An 18,100-nucleotide genomic window follows, 5' to 3' on the forward strand; every position below is an offset into this window, starting at 1 on the left:
CGAGGGTCAGTACCGGCGCTCCTGCTTCTGCTTGCACTCCACGCAGAGGGTGGCCCTCGGGAAGGCCTGCATCCTGGCCTTGCCGATGGGGTTGCCGCAGTTCTCGCACAGGCCGTAGGTGCCGGAGTCGAGGCGGTCCAGGGCGCGTTCGGTCTGGTCGAGCATCTCGCGCGCGTTGGCGGCCAGCGCCAGCTCGTGCTCACGCGTGATGTTCTTGCTGCCGGTGTCCGCCTCGTCGTGCCCCGCGCCGTCCCCGGAGTCCCGCATCAGGCCGGCGAGGGACCGCTCCGACGAGCTGATCTCCTCCCGCAGCCGCGCCTCCTCGGACATCAGCTCGGACCTGGCCTCCTCGACCTCTTCGGCCGTCCAGGGGTCCTCCCCCGGGCGTACCGCGAGCTCACCGGGCTCCACCACGCCCGCCCGTGCCTTCGGAACGGCGGTCTTCGCCGCCGTGGCCGTGCCAGGAGTCTTCTTCGCACCCACCGTCGTCGCTCCCGTCTGCGGCGCGGTCCCGGCCGCGCCCGCCTTCTTGGCCGTGCTGCTCCCGGCCGTGTCCTGTGTGACCGCTGCGGCCCGGGCGGTGCCCGTGCCGGCCGCGCTCTTCGTGGTGGTGCTCCCGCCTGCGGCGCCCTGCCCGGCCACGCCCTCGGCTCCCTTCCTCACGACCCCGCCCCCACCGTCGCTCTCCTTGCCGCCGACGCCCTTCCTGGCCGGAGCCTTCCCCGCCACGGCCTTCTTGGCGCCTGCTTTCTTGCCGGGCGCCTCGGCGCCCTTCTTCGGGGCGGCCTTCTTCACCGGCGCCTTCCCGGCCCTTGCCGCCTCTTCTGCCGCCTCTTCGGAGACCGCCACTTCGCTTCCGGCCTTGCGCGCGAGGGCTCCCTCGGCGGAGCCCTTCCCGGCTGCGGCCTTCTCGACCGTGGCCTTCTTCGCGGGGGCTTTCTTGGCCACGGCCTTCTTGACGGGGGCCTTCTTGACCGGGGCCTGCTTGGCCACGGCCTTCTCGGCTGCGCCCTTCTTCGCCGCGGCCTTCTTCGCTGCACCCTTCCCGGCTGCGGCTTTCCTGACCGGAGCCTTCTTGGCCGGAGCCTTCTTGGCCGGAGGCTTCGTGGCCGGCCCCTTCTCGGCCGGAGCCGTGCCGGCGGAAGCCGCGGCATCCGAAGCCGAAGCGGCCGCTGCCTGCCCGCGCGAAGCCGCCTGCCCGCGCGACGCTGCCTGCCCGGCCCCCGTCCGATCCGCCGGCGTCGTCCCCTCGGCCGCTCCCCCGCCCCCGGTCTCCCGGCCCGCCGCCCCCTCGGCCGCCTCCTTCGTGACGTTCTTGACGCTCCTGACGGCCGCCTTGGTCTTCTCGACCGCGGCCTTCGTCCCCCCGGCCGCCTTCTCCACCGCCCCCTTCACCGCCCGCCCAGCCGAGCCGGCCTGCGCGGACTTCTTCCCGCCCACGCCCTTGGCCGCACCGCCGGGGGCCTTGCCCGGCCCGCCGGACGCCGGCTGCTGTACGGCGGTCTTCTTCGCCACCATGGCCGCGGCCCCTTCACATATTGTGATCTTGCTCGCGCATCGTGCTGGGACGATAAATCGACTCGAGTCCCACGGCAACGGGGCACACCGCCCGATTCGCCCGCCTCGCGCACGCCGCGTGGCGAACCTGCATCCGTTGTGCCCCGCTCCCCGTCCGGTAATCCGCCGGGCCGGACGTCCCAGGATCCGAACACCCATACCACCCCAATAAGGTCATCAAACCCATAAGCCATCCCAGAACTCGCTTTCCGGCCCTCCCGAAAAGCGGTCGGCCGCTGTCCGCCCGGCGCCGTACACTGGGCGGAGCGAAAAGCGTGGATGGGGACGAGTAGCGGCGTACGCAGCCCAGAGCGACCCGGGGACGGTGGAAGCCCGGGGGCGAGCGCGACGTGAAGATCACCCCGGAGCCGCCGGAAGAACGCCGCAGCGCAGGCAGCGGCCAGTAGACCCGGCATCGCGACCCCAATGAGGGGGCTCGCCGGCGCACACCCCGTGCCGGAGGGCCAAGGAGGGTGGTACCGCGGGAGCGCGCCGAAGGCGGCGCAGGCAGACGTAGCTCTCGTCCCTCCGGACGGAAGGCAGCAAGTCCGCCGGAGGAAGCCCGCTGATGACATCGCCGACGTATCGCCAGGTACCCGCCCAGGTCGATCTGCCCGCCCTCGAGCACGCCGTGCTCGACTTCTGGCGTGAGCAGAAGATCTTCGCCAAGAGCCTGGAGCAGTCCGAGGGCCGCCCCGAATGGGTGTTCTACGAGGGCCCGCCCACCGCCAACGGCATGCCCGGCGCCCACCACATCGAGGCCCGCGTCTTCAAGGACGTCTTCCCGCGCTTCCGCACCATGCGCGGCTATCACGTGGCCCGCAAGGCCGGCTGGGACTGCCACGGCCTCCCGGTGGAGCTGGCCGTCGAGAAGGAGCTCGGCTTCTCCGGCAAGCAGGACATCGAGGAGTACGGCATCGCGGAGTTCAACGCGAAGTGCCGCGAGTCGGTGACCCGGCACACGGACGCCTTCGAAGAGCTCACGACCCGCATGGGCTACTGGACGGACCTGAAGAACCCGTACCGCACGATGGACCCCGAGTACATCGAGTCCGTCTGGTGGTCGCTGAAGGAGATCTTCACCAAGGGCCTGCTCGTCCAGGACCACCGCGTCGCCCCCTGGTGCCCCCGCTGCGGCACGGGCCTGTCCGACCACGAACTGGCCCAGGGCTACGAGACGGTCGTCGACCCGTCCGTCTACGTCCGCTTCCCGCTGACCTCCGGCCCGCTCGCCGGCGAGGCCGCCCTGCTGGTGTGGACGACGACCCCGTGGACCCTGGTGTCCAACACCGCGGTCGCCGCGCACCCCGAGGTGACCTACGTCGTCGCCACGAACGGCGAGGAGAAGCTGGTCGTCGCCGAGCCGCTGGTCGCCAAGGCCCTCGGCGAGGGCTGGGAGACCACCGGGCAGACCTTCACGGGCGCCGAGATGGAGCGCTGGACCTACCGGCGCCCCTTCGAGCTGATCGAGTTCCCCGAGGCGGCCCACTTCGTCGTCAACGCCGAGTACGTCACCACCGAGGACGGCACGGGCCTGGTCCACCAGTCCCCCGCCTTCGGTGAGGACGACCTCAAGGTCTGCCGCTCCTACGGCCTGCCCGTGGTCAACCCGGTCCGCCCGGACGGCACGTTCGAGGAGGACGTCCCGCTCGTCGGCGGCGTCTTCTTCAAGAAGGCGGACGAGAAGCTCACCGCCGACCTCGACGAGCGCGGCCTGCTCTTCAAGCACATCCCGTACGAGCACAGCTACCCGCACTGCTGGCGCTGCCACACCGCGCTGCTCTACTACGCGCAGCCGTCCTGGTACATCCGCACCACGGCGATCAAGGACCGCCTCCTCGCGGAGAACGAGGGCACCAACTGGTTCCCTGACACGGTCAAGAACGGCCGCTACGGCGACTGGCTGAACAACAACATCGACTGGGCGCTGTCCCGCAACCGCTACTGGGGCACCCCGCTGCCCATCTGGCGCTGCGAGGACGACCACCTCACCTGCGTCGGCTCCCTCACCGAGCTGACCGAGCTGACCGGCACCGACCAGTCGGGCCTGGACCCGCACCGCCCGTTCATCGACGAGGTCACCTTCGCCTGCCCGCAGGGCGGTTGCGGCAAGACCGCCACGCGCGTGCCCGAGGTGATCGACGCCTGGTACGACTCGGGCTCGATGCCGTTCGCGCAGTGGGGCTACCCGTACAAGAACAAGGAGCTGTTCGAGGCCCGCTACCCGGCGCAGTTCATCTGCGAGGCGATCGACCAGACCCGCGGCTGGTTCTACACGCTGATGGCGGTCGGCACGCTCGTCTTCGACAAGTCGTCGTACGAGAACGTGGTCTGCCTCGGTCACATCCTCGCCGAGGACGGCCGCAAGATGTCCAAGCACCTGGGCAACATCCTGCAGCCGATCCCGCTGATGGACCAGCACGGCGCCGACGCGGTGCGCTGGTTCATGGCCGCCGGCGGCTCCCCCTGGGCGGCCCGCCGCGTGGGCCACACCACCATCCAGGAGGTCGTCCGCAAGACGCTCCTGACGTACTGGAACACGGTCGCCTTCCAGGCACTGTACGCCCGTACGTCGAACTGGTCCCCCTCCGAGGCCGACCCGGCCCCGGCCGACCGCCCGGTCCTGGACCGCTGGCTGCTGTCCGAACTGCACGCCCTCACCGACCAGGTCACCCAGGCCCTCGACGCCTACGACACCCAGCGCGCCGGCAAGCTGCTGTCCGCGTTCGTCGACGACCTGTCCAACTGGTACGTGCGCCGCTCCCGCCGCCGCTTCTGGCAGGGCGACAAGGCCGCGCTGCGCACGCTGCACGAGGTCGTGAAGACCGTGACGCAGCTCATGGCCCCGCTGACCCCGTTCATCACCGAGCGGGTCTGGCAGGACCTGATCGTCCCGGTCACCCCGGACGCCCCCGAGTCGGTGCACCTGTCGTCCTGGCCGGAGGCGGACCTCACCGCCATCGACCCGGAGCTGTCGAAGCAGATGGTGCTGGTGCGCCGCCTGGTCGAGCTGGGCCGGGCCACGCGCGCGGAGTCGGGCGTCAAGACGCGTCAGCCGCTCTCCCGCGCCCTGATCGCGGCCACCGGCTTCGAGACGCTGGACTCCGAACTGCGCGCGCAGATCACGGAGGAGCTGAACGTCGAGTCCCTGGCCACGCTGAGCGAGGTCGGCGGCTCCCTGGTCGACACCACCGCGAAGGCCAACTTCCGCGCGCTGGGCAAGCGGTTCGGCAAGCGCGTCCAGGACGTGGCGAAGGCCGTCGCGAACGCGGACGCGGCCGCCCTGTCCCTGGCCCTGCGCGAGGGCACGGCGTCGGTGGAGGTCGACGGCGAGACCGTCACGCTGGCCCCCGACGAGGTCATCATCACCGAGACCCCGCGCGAGGGCTGGTCGGTGGCGTCCGACGCGGGCGCCACGGTCGCCCTGGACCTGGAGATCACGGAGGAGCTGCGCCGTGCGGGCCTGGCCCGTGACGCGATCCGCCTGATCCAGGAGGCCCGCAAGAACAGCGGCCTCGACGTGGCCGATCGCATCGCCCTGCGCTGGACGGCGACGGACGCGGCGACGGTCGCGGCCCTCACCGACCACGCCGGCCTGATCGCCGACGAGGTCCTCGCCACGGACTTCGCCCAGGGCGAGGCGGACGGCGGTTACGGCGAGCCGTTCACCGACGAGGGACTGACCCTGACGTTCCGCCTGCGCAAGGCGTAACCACCAGGACCTCACCCGCCGAAGGCCCGGCCCTGCCAAAGATCTTGGCGGGACCGGGCCTTCGGCGTTGCGTACGCACGACCGCGGACACGTTCGCCCGCACACCCGTGCGCGGGCACGAACGGGCAGGGCAAAGGGCGAGGCCCCGGGATGTACCCGGGGCCTCGCCCTGAACGCTGCCGACGTCTACGCCGTACTACCGGCCATCAGGCCGTCAGTTGTCGTCCTCGTCGATCAGGAAGCCCCGCATGGGCGAGGGCGCCTGACCCATCGGCGACGGACCCTGCGGACGCACCGGCGCCATCGGCTGGGTCATCGCCGGCGACATCTGCTGCTGGCCACCGTAGGACGGAGCGGACGGCGAGGGGGGGCCGCCCATCGTCTGGTTGCCACCGTAGGACGGGGCGCTCGCGCCGGCCGGTGCCATGGAAGGCGCCGGGGACGGCGGGAGGGACGCGGTCGCCGGAGTGCGCGGCGGGGCCAGCGAGTCGTCGGCCTGGGTCTCCAGCTGACGCAGCTGCGACTCCAGGTACGACTTCAGGCGCGTGCGGTACTCGCGCTCGAAGCCGCGCAGGTCCTCGACCTTGCGCTCCAGCGTGGCGCGGGCGGACTCCAGGGAGCCCATCGCGACGCGGTGCTTCTCCTGCGCGTCCCGCTCCAGGGCGTCGGCCTTGGCCCGGGCGTCACGCTCCAGACCCTCGGCACGCGAACGCGCCTCGCCGACGATCTTGTTGGCTTCGGAACGGGCCTCGGCGATCGCCTGGTCGGCGGTCTGCTGGGCCAGCGAGAGGACACGGGCGGCGCTGTCGCCGCCGGGTCCCTGACCGGGGCCGCCCATCGGACCGCCCATGGGGCCGCCCATCGGACCACCCATCTGCTGCTGCATGGGGGGCTGACCCATCGGACCCGGACCCTGGCCCATCGGACCGGGACCACCAGGACCCTGGGGACCACCCTGACCGCCGGGACCGGCGGGCAGCTGCGGGGCACCGCTCGGCAGCTGGGGCGGACCACCCATGGGGCCACCCATCTGCTGCTGCGGCGGGCCCGATATGCCGGCGGGTACGGGACCACCCGGACCTCGCATGCCCTGCTGCTGCTGTTGCTGCTGCTGGTCCTGCTCCGGCGGCTTGCGCATGTTCTGCTGGTTCTGGGCAGCAGCGCGCGTGGCCGCGGCCAGTTTGGCGCGCAGGTCCTCGTTCTCGCGGAGCAGGCGGGTCAGTTCGGCTTCGACCTCGTCGAGGAAGGCATCGACCTCGTCCTCGTCATAGCCTTCTCGGAGGCGGACGGTCGTGAACTGCTTGTTCCGCACGTCCTCGGGGGTCAACGGCATCTCTTCACCTCAACGTAGTCGTCGGCATTCGGCAAGACCATGGTTCACATCGCTCACAGCCGGCTCACGATCGAGATCAGGATGTAGACGATGATCATCAGTACGAAGAAGGACAGGTCGAGCGCCACGCCCCCGAGACGCAGCGGCGGAATGAACCGCCGCAGAAGCTTGAGCGGTGGATCAGTGACAGTGTAGGTGGCCTCCAGAACGACCACCATCGCCTTGCCGGGTTGCCATGAGCGGGCGAACTGGAAGACGTAGTCCATGACCAACCGGAAGATGAGCACGATGAGGAAGCACATCAGCGCGATGTAGACGACATCCAAAACCACGCTCATGACCTGTTGCTTCCCTCTCCCCTGTGCCCTGCTGTGTAGTGCTGTGTACTGATGTTTCCGGTGGTGCGTCTCAGCTCTGGTTGAAGAACCCGCCCTCTGCGATGCGGGCCTTGTCCTCCGCCGTGACATCGACGTTAGCAGGCGACAACAGGAACACCTTCTGCGTCACCCGCTCGATGCTGCCGTGAAGACCAAACACCAAACCGGCCGCAAAGTCGACAAGTCGCTTCGCGTCTGTGTCATCCATCTCAGTCAGATTCATGATCACCGGGGTGCCCTCACGGAAGTGTTCCCCGATGGTACGGGCCTCGTTGTAGGTCCGCGGGTGGAGCGTGGTGATCCGGTAAGGCTCTCGTTCCGACACGACCTTGGGCATGATCACCGGTGCGTTCTTCTCCAGGCTGGCGCGTTCTTGTGTGATGGATGCCACGGGCGCGATGCGCGCCGGGCGGCTGGATTCCGCGGGGAGCGAAGCGGAGCGGGGGGCCGGCTCGCGAGGTGCGGACGGTTGTACGACTCGTACCTCTTCGTCCCTTTGGGGCTGATGTGAGACATGCGGCGGGTGGGACGGCTCGTGCCGCCGGTGGTCCCGCTCGGGTTCCGGGTCCAGTTCGGGTTCGAAGTCGTCGTCGGGGTCGAATCCGCGGCCGTCGTACCCATCGTCCTCCACGAGGCCGAGGTAGACCGCCATCTTGCGCATCGCGCCGGCCATGCTCTGAGTCCTCCGCTCTGTGGTGGATCGGCTGACGACTGCCAAGTGCCCGCGATCCACGAGGTCCTTGCATCCGCCTTTCGGCGGCAATGACCATATTTTCTGCTGTGGTCCGACTTCTTGGCGACGTTACCGGAGCCTGGGGCGGACTCCGAGTACCGCGCTGCCGACGCGCACATGTGTCGCTCCGGCCGCCACGGCCTGTTCGAGGTCCGCGCTCATCCCTGCGGAGACCATGGTGGCAGCCGGATGACTCCGGCGCAGGTCGGTCGACAAATCCATCAACCGCCCGAACGCCGCCTGTTCGCGTCCCGCGTACTCCCCGGTGAGCGGTGCGACGGTCATCAGACCGGCGAGCCGCAGCCCGGGCGCGCCGGCGACGAGGCCGGCCAACTCCGCGACGCCCTCGGGCGCCACGCCTCCGCGCTCGCCCCGCCCGCTCACCCCGGCGTCGAGCGCGACCTGCAGCAGGCACCCCAGCTCGCGCCCGGTCCGCTCGGCCTCCTTCGACAGCGCGGTGACCAGCTTGGGACGGTCGACGGACTGCACGAAATCCGCGTAATTGACCACGGATCGCACCTTGTTGGTCTGGAGTTGACCCACGAAGTGCCATGTCAGGGGCAGATCCGAGCACGCGGCGGCCTTGGGCGCCGCGTCCTGGTCGCGGTTCTCGGCGACATGGCGCACGCCGAGCTCCGCGAGGATCCGCACGTCGCTCGCGGGATAGGTCTTGGTGACCACGATCAGGGTCACGTCCTCGCGCACGCGCCCCGCGGCCGCGCACGCGTCGGCGATGCGCCGTTCCACTTTCGCCAGGTTCGCGGCGAGTTCGTCCTTACGGTCCGTCATGTCCTGTCAGTCCAGCCACACATAGCCCGCGAGCCGCCCGGTGGTGCGGTCGCGCCGGTACGAGAAGTGATCGCGCGACTCCCGCGTGCACACCGGCGAACGCACCCGGTCGCGCACCCCGAGCCGTTCCAGTTGGGCGTGCACCCCGGCGCTCACGTCGACCGCCGGCGTGCCCCAGCTCGTCTCGGCGTACGCCGCCGGCTCGGCGGCGGACACCTCGGCGCGCATCTCCTCGGGCACTTCGTAACACCGGCCGCAGACGGTGGGTCCGGTGCGGGCGACGATCCGGGAGGGGTCGGCGCCCAGGTCCGTCATCGCGCGTAGCGCGGCCGGGACGACGCCGGCGATCATGCCGGGCCGGCCCGCGTGGGCCGCGGCGGCGATCCCGGCGACGGGGTCGGCCAGCAGCACCGGCACGCAGTCGGCGGTGAGCACCGCGAGGGCGAGCCCCCGCCGCGCCGTGACGATCGCGTCGACCGACGGGATCTCCCGTGCGGTTCCCCACGGTGCGTCGACGACCACCACGTCCGCCCCGTGCACCTGGTTCATCCAGACCACCCGGTCCGGATCGAGGCCCAGGGACGTGGCGGCCCGTTCCCGGTTGGTGCGTACGGCGTCGGGGTCGTCCCCGACCGCTCCGCCCAGGTTGAGCTCCTCATACGGAGCGGCGCTCACCCCGCCCCACCGGTCGGTGAAGGCGAAGTGCGCGCCGCTCACGCTCTCGCGCTGTCCTATCACGTCAGAAGGATCACTTGAGGAAGTCCGGTACGTCCAGTTCCTCGGCCGCGCTGTCCGAGTAGGTGCGCGGCGCCGGCGGGACCGGCGGGGCGACCGGGATCTCCTCGACCGGCTTCGGAGCGGGCTCCGGGTCCTCCTTCGGCGTCACGCTGCCGAGCGAGCCGAAGGTCGGACGGCTCTCGGCCTGCCGGACCGGGGCGGGCTCCTCGCGCTTGGCCGAGGCCGAGCCGATCACGTTCTCCCGGCGGGCCGGGGGCTGGCCCCCGTCGAAGCCGGCCGCGATCACGGTGACCCGGACCTCGTCGCCGAGGGCGTCGTCGATGACGGCGCCGAAGATGATGTTGGCCTCGGGATGCGCGGCCTCACTGACCAGCTGGGCGGCCTCGTTGATCTCGAACAGGCCGAGGTCGGAGCCGCCGGAGATGGAGAGCAGCACGCCGCGGGCGCCGTCGATGGACGCCTCCAGCAGCGGCGAGGAGATCGCCATCTCGGCGGCGGCCACGGCCCGGTCGTCGCCGCGGGCGGAGCCGATGCCCATCAGGGCCGAACCCGCCTCGGACATGACCGACTTGACGTCGGCGAAGTCGAGGTTGATGAGGCCGGGGGTGGTGATGAGGTCGGTGATGCCCTGCACACCGGACAACAGGACCTGGTCGGCCGACTTGAAGGCGTCGAGCACCGAGACCTGGCGGTCCGAGATGGACAGCAGCCGGTCGTTCGGGATGACGATGAGGGTGTCGACCTCTTCGCGGAGCTCGGCGATGCCGTCCTCGGCCTGGTTCGCACGGCGCCGCCCCTCGAAGGTGAACGGGCGCGTGACCACACCGATGGTGAGGGCACCGAGCGAGCGGGCGATGTTGGCCACGACGGGCGCGCCGCCGGTGCCGGTGCCGCCGCCTTCACCGGCTGTCACGAAGACCATGTCGGCCCCCTTGAGGACCTCCTCGATCTCCTCGCGGTGGTCCTCGGCGGCCTTGCGGCCCACGGCCGGGTTGGCTCCGGCGCCGAGTCCGCGGGTGAGTTCACGGCCGACGTCCAGCTTGACGTCGGCGTCGCTCATCAACAGAGCTTGCGCGTCGGTGTTGATGGCGATGAACTCGACGCCCTTGAGACCGACCTCGATCATCCGGTTGATGGCATTGACACCACCGCCGCCGACACCGATGACTTTGATGACTGCGAGGTAGTTCTGCGGTGCTGCCACGTCGAAGGCCTCTCGCCTCGAGTTACGTGTCGCCGAATCCCCGTGACGCCCTGCGCCCCGTGACCCGACGACTGATGCCGAATGGGACGGTCCGTATCGCCGACCCGAACCCTAACCCTGAAGTTTAGGGTTACCAGTGTGTCCGTTCCTTGGAGTCTTCTGAACAGGACACTAAGTCGACAAGTGGCGCACGTTCAACGAACACGCCGAACCTCCCGTTTTTCTTTTCACCCTATGTGATCAGCCGTAGCACTGCCCAACCAGGGTGCTGGCCTGCGCGGATGTGCGTCAACTCCCTGATGACGCGGGGGCGGTGGGGACGCTCACGTCGAAGTGCCGCGCGTCGGGCGAGGCTTTCATCAGGGCGGTCAGCGTGCGGGCCTTCGCGGCACCCTTCTCGCTGCTCCCCCAGACGACGGTGCGGCCGTCCCTCAACTCCAGCGAGATGTCGTCGTAGGAACGGACCTTGACGGTCCGTGTGTCGCGGGCGACCGCGGCCGGGACGGCGCGGGCCACGCCGACCGCCTCGCGCACCAGCCGGGGCTCGCCGAAGCGGCGCAGTCCGGCGGCGGCCGAACCGGAGCGTGACAGCGTCAATTCCAGTGCGGGCACGCCTTTCGGCGCCTCGGAAACCGTGGCGAAACGGACACCTTCATCGTCCACTTCGACGAACTTTCCGCCCTTTTGGACAATCAGGACCGGAGTCCGCTCGACCACTTTCAGCTCGATTCCACGGGGCCAGGAACGGACCACGTCAACCGAGTCAATTCGGGGCAATTTCCGGCGCAGTCGGGTCTCGATCGCGTCCGTGTCGACGGAAATCAGCGGCTCGCCGAGGGGGACCTCGGCGGCCGCCTTGACCTGAACCGGCGTCAGGACCCGGGTGCCCGACACCGCGACCCGCTCGGCGCGCAGCCAGTCGGACCCGTAGAACAGCCACAGGGTCGGGAAGCCGACGAAGACCACGGTCAGGCCCAGGATGACGATCACACGAACGTGGCGCCGCCTCAGACGCCTGACGGGAGGCGGGCCGGACGACTTCTGCTGGCGTTCACCGCGCTCGGCGGTGGTCGATCCGGCCACGCTCCCCTGCCTTCCGTCATACGGGCCTAGCGGTGTGCACGAGCGGCGGCGATCGCCTCGTACACCATGCCGACGAGCAGGTCGTCGGCGTCCCGGCGGCCGAACTCGGCGGCGGCGCGGGACATCTGGTACAGCCGGTGCGGGTCGGCGAGCACGGGCAGGACGTTCTGCTGGACCCACTCGGGGGTCAGTTCCGCGTCGTCGACCAGCAGGCCGCCGCCGGCCTTCACCACCGGCTGGGCGTTGAGCCGCTGTTCGCCGTTGCCGATGGGCAGCGGGACGTAGGCGGCCGGGAGCCCGACGGCGGAGAGTTCGGCGACGGTCATCGCGCCCGCGCGGCAGAGCATCATGTCGGCCGCGGCGTACGCGAGGTCCATCCGGTCCAGGTAACTTACCGGGATGTAGGGGGGCATCCCCGGCATCTGCTGGACCTGCGGCAGTTCGTTCTTCGGGCCGACCGCGTGCAGGATCTGGATGCCGGCCTGCTGGAGCCAGGGGGCGACCGTCTGCACGACCTCGTTGAGGCGGCGCGCGCCCTGGGAGCCGCCGGAGACCAGCAGCGTGGGCAGGTTGGGGTCCAGCCCGAACGCGGCCCGGGCCTCGGGGCGTACGGCGGCCCGGTCCAGGGTCGCGATGGAGCGCCGCAGGGGGATGCCGATGTAGCGGGCGCCGCGCAGCTTGCTGTCCGGGGTGGAGACGGCGACCTGGCTGGCGTAGCGCGAGCCGATCTTGTTGGCCAGGCCCGGGCGGGCGTTGGCCTCGTGGATGACGATCGGCACGCCGAGGCGCTTGGCCGCGAGGTAGCCGGGCAGGGCGACGTAGCCGCCGAAGCCGACCACGGCGTCCGCCTTGGTGCGCTCCAGGATCTGCTCGGTCGCCTTGATCGTGCCGCGCAGCCGGCCCGGGACGGTGATCAGCTCGGGCGTGGGCTTGCGTGGCAGCGGCACGGCCGGGATGAGCGCGAGTTCGTAACCGCGCTCGGGTACCAGACGCGTCTCCAGGCCCCGCTCCGTGCCCAGGGCCGTGATGCCCACGGTCGGGTCCTGCCTGCGCAGGGCGTCCGCGAGGGCGAGCGCGGGCTCGATGTGGCCCGCGGTTCCTCCGCCGGCGAGTACGACATGCACCGAAATTCACCGCTCTCCGGACGGACGCGCCGCCGTGGCGCGCCGTCGCATCGTGTTCCATCTCCGGGGACTCCGACCCGAACCGGTTCCCCCGGCCCCCCGCTTTCTACCAAAGCGAGGTTGCCGCATCGCAAGCGCTGCCCGCGCAGCGGGCTCGTCGCGCGCGAAGGCGATCAGCAGCCCGATGGCGAACATGGTCGGCAGCAGGGCGGATCCCCCGTAGGAGAACAGCGGGAGAGGCACACCGGCGATCGGCAGCAGACCGAGCACCGCACCGATGTTGATCACGGCCTGGGCCGTGATCCAGGTGGTCACGCCTCCCGCGGCATACCTCACGAAGGGGTCCTCCGTGCGTCCGGCCACGCGGATACCCGCATAGCCTAGAGCCGCGAAGAGGGCGAGGACCGACAGCGTCCCCGCCAGGCCCAGTTCCTCACCGGTGACGGCGAAGATGAAGTCGGTGTGGGCTTCGGGGAGTTGACCCCATTTCTCCACACTCGCCCCCAGTCCCGAGCCGAAGATCCCGCCGGAGGCCAGGGCGTAGATGCCGTGCACGGCCTGCCAGCAGTCGACGGGCCCGGACTGGGGTTCGGTGGCGCCCAGGCACTGCAGGCGGGCCATGCGGTTGGGGCTGGTCTTGATGAGGATCAGGCCGAGCACGGCGGCGACCGACAGGACGCCGGCGAACAGCCGCGTGGGCGCTCCGGCCAGCCACAGCAGGCCGAACAGGATGGCCGTGAGGATGATCGCGGTGCCCATGTCGCCGCCGATCATGATCAGCCCGAGCAGCATGAAGGCGGCCGGCACCAGCGGCACCAGCATGTGCTTCCACTGGGTCAGCAGCCGCTTGTCCTGCTTGCGGGCGAGCAGATCGGCGCCCCACAGCACCAGCGCGAGCTTGCCGAACTCACTGGGCTGGAGCTGGAAGGAGCCGCCTACGGCGAGCCAGTTCTGGTTGCCGTTGACCGAGACTCCTATCCCGGGCACCTGCACCAGCGCCATGAGGAAGACGGCGCCGGCGAGGATGGGGTAGGCCAGCGCCCGGTGGAGTTTCACCGGCATGCGTGAGGCGGCGAGCAGCAGACCGGCGCCGATGACGGCCGCGAGCAGCTGCTTGCGGAAGAAGTACGAGCCGGGCAGCGACATCTGCAACGCGGTGATCTGGGAGGCCGAGTAGACCATCACCAGGCCCAGCACGGTGATCAGGGCGCTGCCGCCGAGGATCAGGTAGTAGGCGGTCAGCGGCCGGTCCCAGCCGCGGCGGGCGCGGGTGTACAGGCCGAGGACGCCGTTCTCCCGGGGGGGCCGGGAGACGGCGGGGCGCTTGGGGGCGCGCGGGGTCGGGGGCCGTCCGGTGCGGCTGGTGGGCATCGCCGCTCACCCCGCCTTGCCGGAGGGGGGCGGCGTGCGGCGCACGCTCCCCGGCCGCTCGGGCACCAGCCACATCCGTGTCACGCGTCCCTCCCAGGTACGCCCGGCGTCACCGCCGGGCGAGGCGGACCCGGGTCAGCCCTCGACGGAGCCGAGTTCGCGAACGGCGTCCGCGAAAGCGTCCCCGCGCTTGTTGTAGTCGGCGAACATGTCCATGGAGGCACAGGCCGGGGCCAGCAGCACCGTATCGCCGGCCCGGGCGAGCCGTCGTGCCTCCTGGACCGCCGCGCGCATCGCCCCAGTGTCGGTCCGGTCGAGGTCGACGACGGGTACTTCCGGGGCGTGTCGCGCCAGGGCTTCGCGGATGAGCGCGCGGTCCGCGCCGATCAGCACGGCCCCGCGCAGCCGCTTCGCGGCCTTGGCGACCAGTTCGTCGAAGACGGCGCCCTTGGCGAGCCCGCCCGCGATCCACACGATCGACTCGTAGGCCGCCAACGAGGCTTCCGCGGCGTGGGTGTTGGTCGCCTTGGAGTCGTCGACATAGGCGACCCCGTCCACGTCGGCGACGTGCGCGATGCGGTGGGCGTCCGGGGTGAAGGCCCGCAGCCCGTCCCGGACGGCCCGGGCGGGCACGCCGTAGGCACGGGCGAGGGCCGCCGCCGCGAGGGCGTTGGCGATGTTGTGCGGGGCCGGCGGCCTGACGTCCGCGACCTCGGCGAGCTCCTGGGCGTTCTTGTGCCGGTTCTCGACGAAGGCGCGGTCGACCAGGATGCCCTCCACGACGCCGAGTTGGGAGGGCGCCGGGGTGCCGAGCGTGAAGCCGATCGCCCGGCAGCCCTCCTCCACGTCGGCCTCGCGGACCAGGTCCTCGGTGGACGGCTTGTCGGTGGCGTCCACGTTGTAGACGCAGGCGACCCGATTGCCCTCGTAGATGCGGCCCTTGTCCTTGGCGTACGCCTCCATGGAGCCGTGCCAGTCGAGGTGGTCGGGGGCGAGGTTGAGCACCGCGGCCGAGTGGGCGCGCAGGGACGGCGCCCAGTGCAGCTGGTAGCTGGACAGCTCCACGGCCAGGACGTCGTACGTCTCCTCGCCGAGCACCGCGTCCAGCACGGAGACGCCGATGTTGCCGACGGCGGCGGTGCGCAGGCCCGCCGCCTTCAGGATCGAGGCGAGCATCTGGACGGTGGTGGTCTTGCCGTTGGTGCCCGTGACGGCCAGCCAGTCGGCGGCGTCGGGTCCGCGCAGGCGCCAGGCCAGCTCGACGTCGCCCCAGACCGGGACGCCCGCCTGTGCCGCCGCCGTGAACAGCGGCTTGTCCGGCCTCCAGCCGGGCGCGGTGACGATCAGCTCGGTGCCCTCCGGCACGGTGTCGCCGTCGCCGAGGCGCACGGTGATGCCGAGCGCCTCCAGTTCGGCCGCCTGCGCCCGCGCGCGCTCGTCGGCGCCGTCGTTGACGACCGTGACGCGCGCGCCGAGGCCGTGCAGCACCTTGGCCGCCGGGACGCCCGAGACACCGAGTCCGGCGACGGTGACGTGCTTGCCCTGGAAGTCGAAGGGCTCCGAGGAGGTCACTTGTCCGCTGCCCATCCTGCGTAGAAGAGGCCGAGTCCGACGATCACACAAATGCCCTGGATGATCCAGAAGCGGACCACGACGAGCACTTCGGACCAGCCCTTGAGTTCGAAGTGGTGCTGCAGTGGCGCCATCCGGAAGACGCGCTTGCCGGTGAGGCGGAACGAACCGACCTGGATCACCACGGACATGGTGATCAGGACGAACAGGCCGCCGAGGATGGCGAGCAGCAGCTCGGTGCGCGAGCAGATCGCGAGGCCGGCGAGCACACCGCCGAGCGCGAGCGAACCGGTGTCGCCCATGAAGATCTTGGCCGGCGAGGTGTTCCACCACAGGAAGCCGAGGCAGGCGCCCATCAGCGCGGAGGCGACCACCGCGAGGTCGAGCGGGTCGCGGACCTCGTAACAGGCCCCGGGGTTGGTCAGGGTGCCCGCGTTGGCGCAGGACTCCTGGAACTGCCAGACGCCGATGAAGGTGTAGGCGCCGAAGACGAGCACGGAGGCGCCGGTGGCCAGACCGTCCAGACCGTCGGTCAGGTTCACGCCGTTGGACATCGCGAGGATCATGAACAGCGCCCAGACCACGAACAGCACCGGGCCGATCGTCCAGCCGAAGTCCGTGATGAACGACAGCTTGGTGGAGGCCGGGGTGTTGCCGCGGTTGTCGGCGAACTGCAGGGACAGCACCGCGAATCCGATGCCGACGATCAGCTGGCCGGCCATCTTCGCCTTGGCCCGCAGGCCCAGCGACCGCCGCTTGACGATCTTGATGTAGTCGTCGAGGAAGCCGACCAGGCCCATGCCGACCATCAGGCCGAGCACCAGCAGGCCCGAGAAGGTCGGCGCCGCGTCGGCCTTCGGGTCCACATAGCCCGTGATGACCTTGGCCAGGAAGTACGCGGCCACCGTCGCCAGGATGAACGCGATGCCGCCCATGGTCGGCGTACCGCGCTTGCTGGCGTGCTCGCGCGGTCCGTCGTCGCGGATGTACTGGCCGTAGCCCTTGCGCGCGAGCAGCTTGATCAGCAGCGGGGTGCCGACCAGCGTGAGGAAGAGACCAATGACTCCTGCGAACAGGATCTGCTTCATCATCGGGCGGCAACCTCACCCTCGGCACCGGACTCCAGCAGCGCCTGGGCAACGCTCTCGAGCCCGACCGAACGGGACGCCTTCACGAGCACGACGTCCCCCGGGCGCAACTCGCTGCGCAACAGGTCGACCGCCGCCTGTGCGTCGGACACGTGCACCGACTCCTCACCCCACGAACCCTCGTTATATGCGCCCAGTTGCAGCCAGGCGGCTTCCCTGCCACCGACCGCGACGAGCTTGCTGACGTTGAGCCGGACGGCGAGCCGCCCGACCGCGTCGTGCTCGGCGAGAGCCTCGTCCCCGAGCTCGGCCATCTTGCCGAGCACCGCCCACGTGCGACGCCCCTTGCCGATCGCCACCAGCGCGCGCAGCGCTGCCTTCATGGACTCGGGGTTCGCGTTGTAGGCGTCGTTGACGACCGTCACGCCGTCCGGGCGCTCGGTGACCTCCATCCGCCAGCGGGAGAGGGAGCCCGCCTCGGAGAGCGCGAGGGCGATCTCGTCTGCGGACATGCCCAACTCGTGGGCGACGGCGGCCGCGGCGAGCGCGTTCGACACGTGATGCTCACCGTACAGGCGCATGGTCACATCGCTTGCACCGGAGGGTGTGTGAAGCCTGAACGAGGGCTGTCCGGTGTCCGTGAGTCGCACGTTCTCGGCGCGAACGTCCGCTTCGCCGGACTCTCCGAAAAGGAGCACCTTCGCCTTCGTTCGGGAGGCCATGGCGCGGACGTAGGGGTCGTCCGCGTTGAGGATCGCGGTGCCGCCCTCGGCCTCGGGGGGCAGCGCCTCCACCAGCTCGCCCTTGGCCTGGGCGATCTGCTCGCGGCCGCCGAACTCGCCGATGTGGGCGGATCCGACGTTGAGCACCAGCCCGATCCGCGGCGGGGTCAGTCCCGTCAGGTAGCGGATGTGCCCGATGCCGCGGGCGCCCATCTCCAGGACGAGGAACCGCGTCTCCGCGGTGGCGCTGAGCGCGGTCAGCGGCAGCCCGATCTCGTTGTTGAGCGAGCCGGGCGTGAACACCGTCGGCGCCTTGCGCTGGAGCACCTGCGCGATGAGGTCCTTGGTGCTGGTCTTGCCCGCCGAGCCGGTGAGGGCGACGAGGGTGGCGCCGAGCCGGGCCACGACGTGCCGCGCGAGGGCGCCGAGAGCGGACTGGACGTCCTCCACGACGATCGCGGGCACGCCGACGGGACGGGTGCCGAGCACGGCCACCGCTCCCGCTTCGACGACCGCCGCCGCGAAGTCGTGGCCGTCCACGCGCTCACCGGCGAAGGCCACGAACAGGCTGCCCGGCCCCGCCTCGCGGGAGTCCCGGACGACCGGGCCGGTGACCTGGACGGACGGATCCGGTATGTCGTGCGTCTGCCCGCCGACGACTTCTGCGATCTCGGCGAGGGAGAGGGCGATCACAAGT

The 18,100-nt window shown here is 70.6% G+C and carries 14 protein-coding genes; 1 reads left to right on the forward strand and 13 read right to left on the reverse strand.

The window, feature by feature from the left end; genetic code table 11:
- Positions 1-6: 6 nt before the first annotated feature.
- Positions 7-1,518 (reverse strand): TraR/DksA family transcriptional regulator, encoded by a 1,512-nt coding sequence (locus ACIGAN_RS32685; protein WP_399862963.1) that lies wholly within the window; start codon positions 1,516-1,518, stop codon positions 7-9.
- 607 nt (positions 1,519-2,125) lie between these two features.
- Between ACIGAN_RS32685 and ileS the strand changes: the two genes are divergently transcribed.
- A complete protein-coding gene (gene ileS, locus ACIGAN_RS32690) occupies positions 2,126-5,269 on the forward strand; it encodes an isoleucine--tRNA ligase (protein WP_399862964.1) in 3,144 nt (1,047 codons plus the stop codon).
- 214 nt (positions 5,270-5,483) lie between these two features.
- On the opposite strand, the gene ACIGAN_RS32695 is transcribed toward ileS, so the two are convergent.
- The 12 genes from ACIGAN_RS32695 to murF form a co-directional block, all read right to left on the reverse strand.
- Positions 5,484-6,602 (reverse strand): DivIVA domain-containing protein, encoded by a 1,119-nt coding sequence (locus ACIGAN_RS32695; protein WP_362280483.1) that lies wholly within the window; start codon positions 6,600-6,602, stop codon positions 5,484-5,486.
- Positions 6,603-6,655: 53 nt separating this feature from the next.
- A complete protein-coding gene (locus tag ACIGAN_RS32700) occupies positions 6,656-6,940 on the reverse strand; it encodes a YggT family protein (protein WP_007448661.1) in 285 nt (94 codons plus the stop codon).
- 70 nt (positions 6,941-7,010) lie between these two features.
- Positions 7,011-7,652: a cell division protein SepF gene (sepF, locus tag ACIGAN_RS32705; protein WP_399862966.1), complete on the reverse strand. Its 642-nt coding sequence runs from the start codon at positions 7,650-7,652 to the stop codon at positions 7,011-7,013.
- Positions 7,653-7,781: 129 nt separating this feature from the next.
- The gene (locus ACIGAN_RS32710; protein WP_399862968.1) at positions 7,782-8,501 is read right to left on the reverse strand and encodes a YggS family pyridoxal phosphate-dependent enzyme; all 720 of its coding nucleotides are present in this window, start codon (positions 8,499-8,501) and stop codon (positions 7,782-7,784) included.
- A gap of 6 nt (positions 8,502-8,507) precedes the next feature.
- Entirely contained in the window at positions 8,508-9,239 is a 732-nt protein-coding gene (gene pgeF, locus ACIGAN_RS32715) for a peptidoglycan editing factor PgeF (RefSeq protein WP_399862970.1), read from the reverse strand.
- A gap of 10 nt (positions 9,240-9,249) precedes the next feature.
- Positions 9,250-10,443: a cell division protein FtsZ gene (gene ftsZ, locus ACIGAN_RS32720; RefSeq protein ID WP_365092997.1), complete on the reverse strand. Its 1,194-nt coding sequence runs from the start codon at positions 10,441-10,443 to the stop codon at positions 9,250-9,252.
- A 288-nt stretch (positions 10,444-10,731) separates the two neighbouring features.
- Entirely contained in the window at positions 10,732-11,526 is a 795-nt protein-coding gene (locus ACIGAN_RS32725; protein ID WP_399862973.1) for a cell division protein FtsQ/DivIB, read from the reverse strand.
- A 26-nt stretch (positions 11,527-11,552) separates the two neighbouring features.
- On the reverse strand, positions 11,553-12,650 hold the full coding sequence (gene murG / locus ACIGAN_RS32730) for an undecaprenyldiphospho-muramoylpentapeptide beta-N-acetylglucosaminyltransferase (RefSeq protein ID WP_010039354.1): 1,098 nt from the start codon (positions 12,648-12,650) through the stop codon (positions 11,553-11,555).
- A 6-nt stretch (positions 12,651-12,656) separates the two neighbouring features.
- The gene (gene ftsW / locus ACIGAN_RS32735) at positions 12,657-14,021 is read right to left on the reverse strand and encodes a putative lipid II flippase FtsW (protein ID WP_365092991.1); all 1,365 of its coding nucleotides are present in this window, start codon (positions 14,019-14,021) and stop codon (positions 12,657-12,659) included.
- Positions 14,022-14,156: 135 nt separating this feature from the next.
- Complete coding sequence (gene murD, locus ACIGAN_RS32740) at positions 14,157-15,608, reverse strand: UDP-N-acetylmuramoyl-L-alanine--D-glutamate ligase (protein WP_365737343.1); 1,452 nt, start codon at positions 15,606-15,608, stop codon at positions 14,157-14,159.
- Positions 15,590-16,681 (reverse strand): phospho-N-acetylmuramoyl-pentapeptide-transferase, encoded by a 1,092-nt coding sequence (mraY, locus tag ACIGAN_RS32745; protein ID WP_365093066.1) that lies wholly within the window; start codon positions 16,679-16,681, stop codon positions 15,590-15,592. The genes murD and mraY overlap by 19 nt, the downstream gene beginning before the upstream one ends.
- Positions 16,681-18,096: a UDP-N-acetylmuramoyl-tripeptide--D-alanyl-D-alanine ligase gene (gene murF, locus ACIGAN_RS32750; protein ID WP_365737341.1), complete on the reverse strand. Its 1,416-nt coding sequence runs from the start codon at positions 18,094-18,096 to the stop codon at positions 16,681-16,683. The genes mraY and murF overlap by 1 nt, the downstream gene beginning before the upstream one ends.
- Positions 18,097-18,100 lie beyond the last annotated feature (4 nt).

This window comes from Streptomyces sp. NPDC085931, from assembly GCF_044540565.1.
Lineage (GTDB): Bacteria > Actinomycetota > Actinomycetes > Streptomycetales > Streptomycetaceae > Streptomyces.

Bases quoted from the DNA above. Each gene is read 5' to 3' on its own strand.
- ACIGAN_RS32685 (WP_399862963.1), bottom strand. From the start codon at position 1,518: ATGGTGGCGAAGAAGACCGCCGTACAGCAGCCGGCGTCCGGCGGGCCG.
- ileS (WP_399862964.1), top strand. From the start codon at position 2,126: ATGACATCGCCGACGTATCGCCAGGTACCCGCCCAGGTCGATCTGCCC.
- ACIGAN_RS32695 (WP_362280483.1), bottom strand. From the start codon at position 6,602: ATGCCGTTGACCCCCGAGGACGTGCGGAACAAGCAGTTCACGACCGTC.
- ACIGAN_RS32700 (WP_007448661.1), bottom strand. From the start codon at position 6,940: ATGAGCGTGGTTTTGGATGTCGTCTACATCGCGCTGATGTGCTTCCTC.
- sepF (WP_399862966.1), bottom strand. From the start codon at position 7,652: ATGGCCGGCGCGATGCGCAAGATGGCGGTCTACCTCGGCCTCGTGGAG.
- ACIGAN_RS32710 (WP_399862968.1), bottom strand. From the start codon at position 8,501: ATGACGGACCGTAAGGACGAACTCGCCGCGAACCTGGCGAAAGTGGAA.
- ftsW (WP_365092991.1), bottom strand. From the start codon at position 14,021: ATGCCCACCAGCCGCACCGGACGGCCCCCGACCCCGCGCGCCCCCAAG.
- murD (WP_365737343.1), bottom strand. From the start codon at position 15,608: ATGGGCAGCGGACAAGTGACCTCCTCGGAGCCCTTCGACTTCCAGGGC.
- mraY (WP_365093066.1), bottom strand. From the start codon at position 16,681: ATGAAGCAGATCCTGTTCGCAGGAGTCATTGGTCTCTTCCTCACGCTG.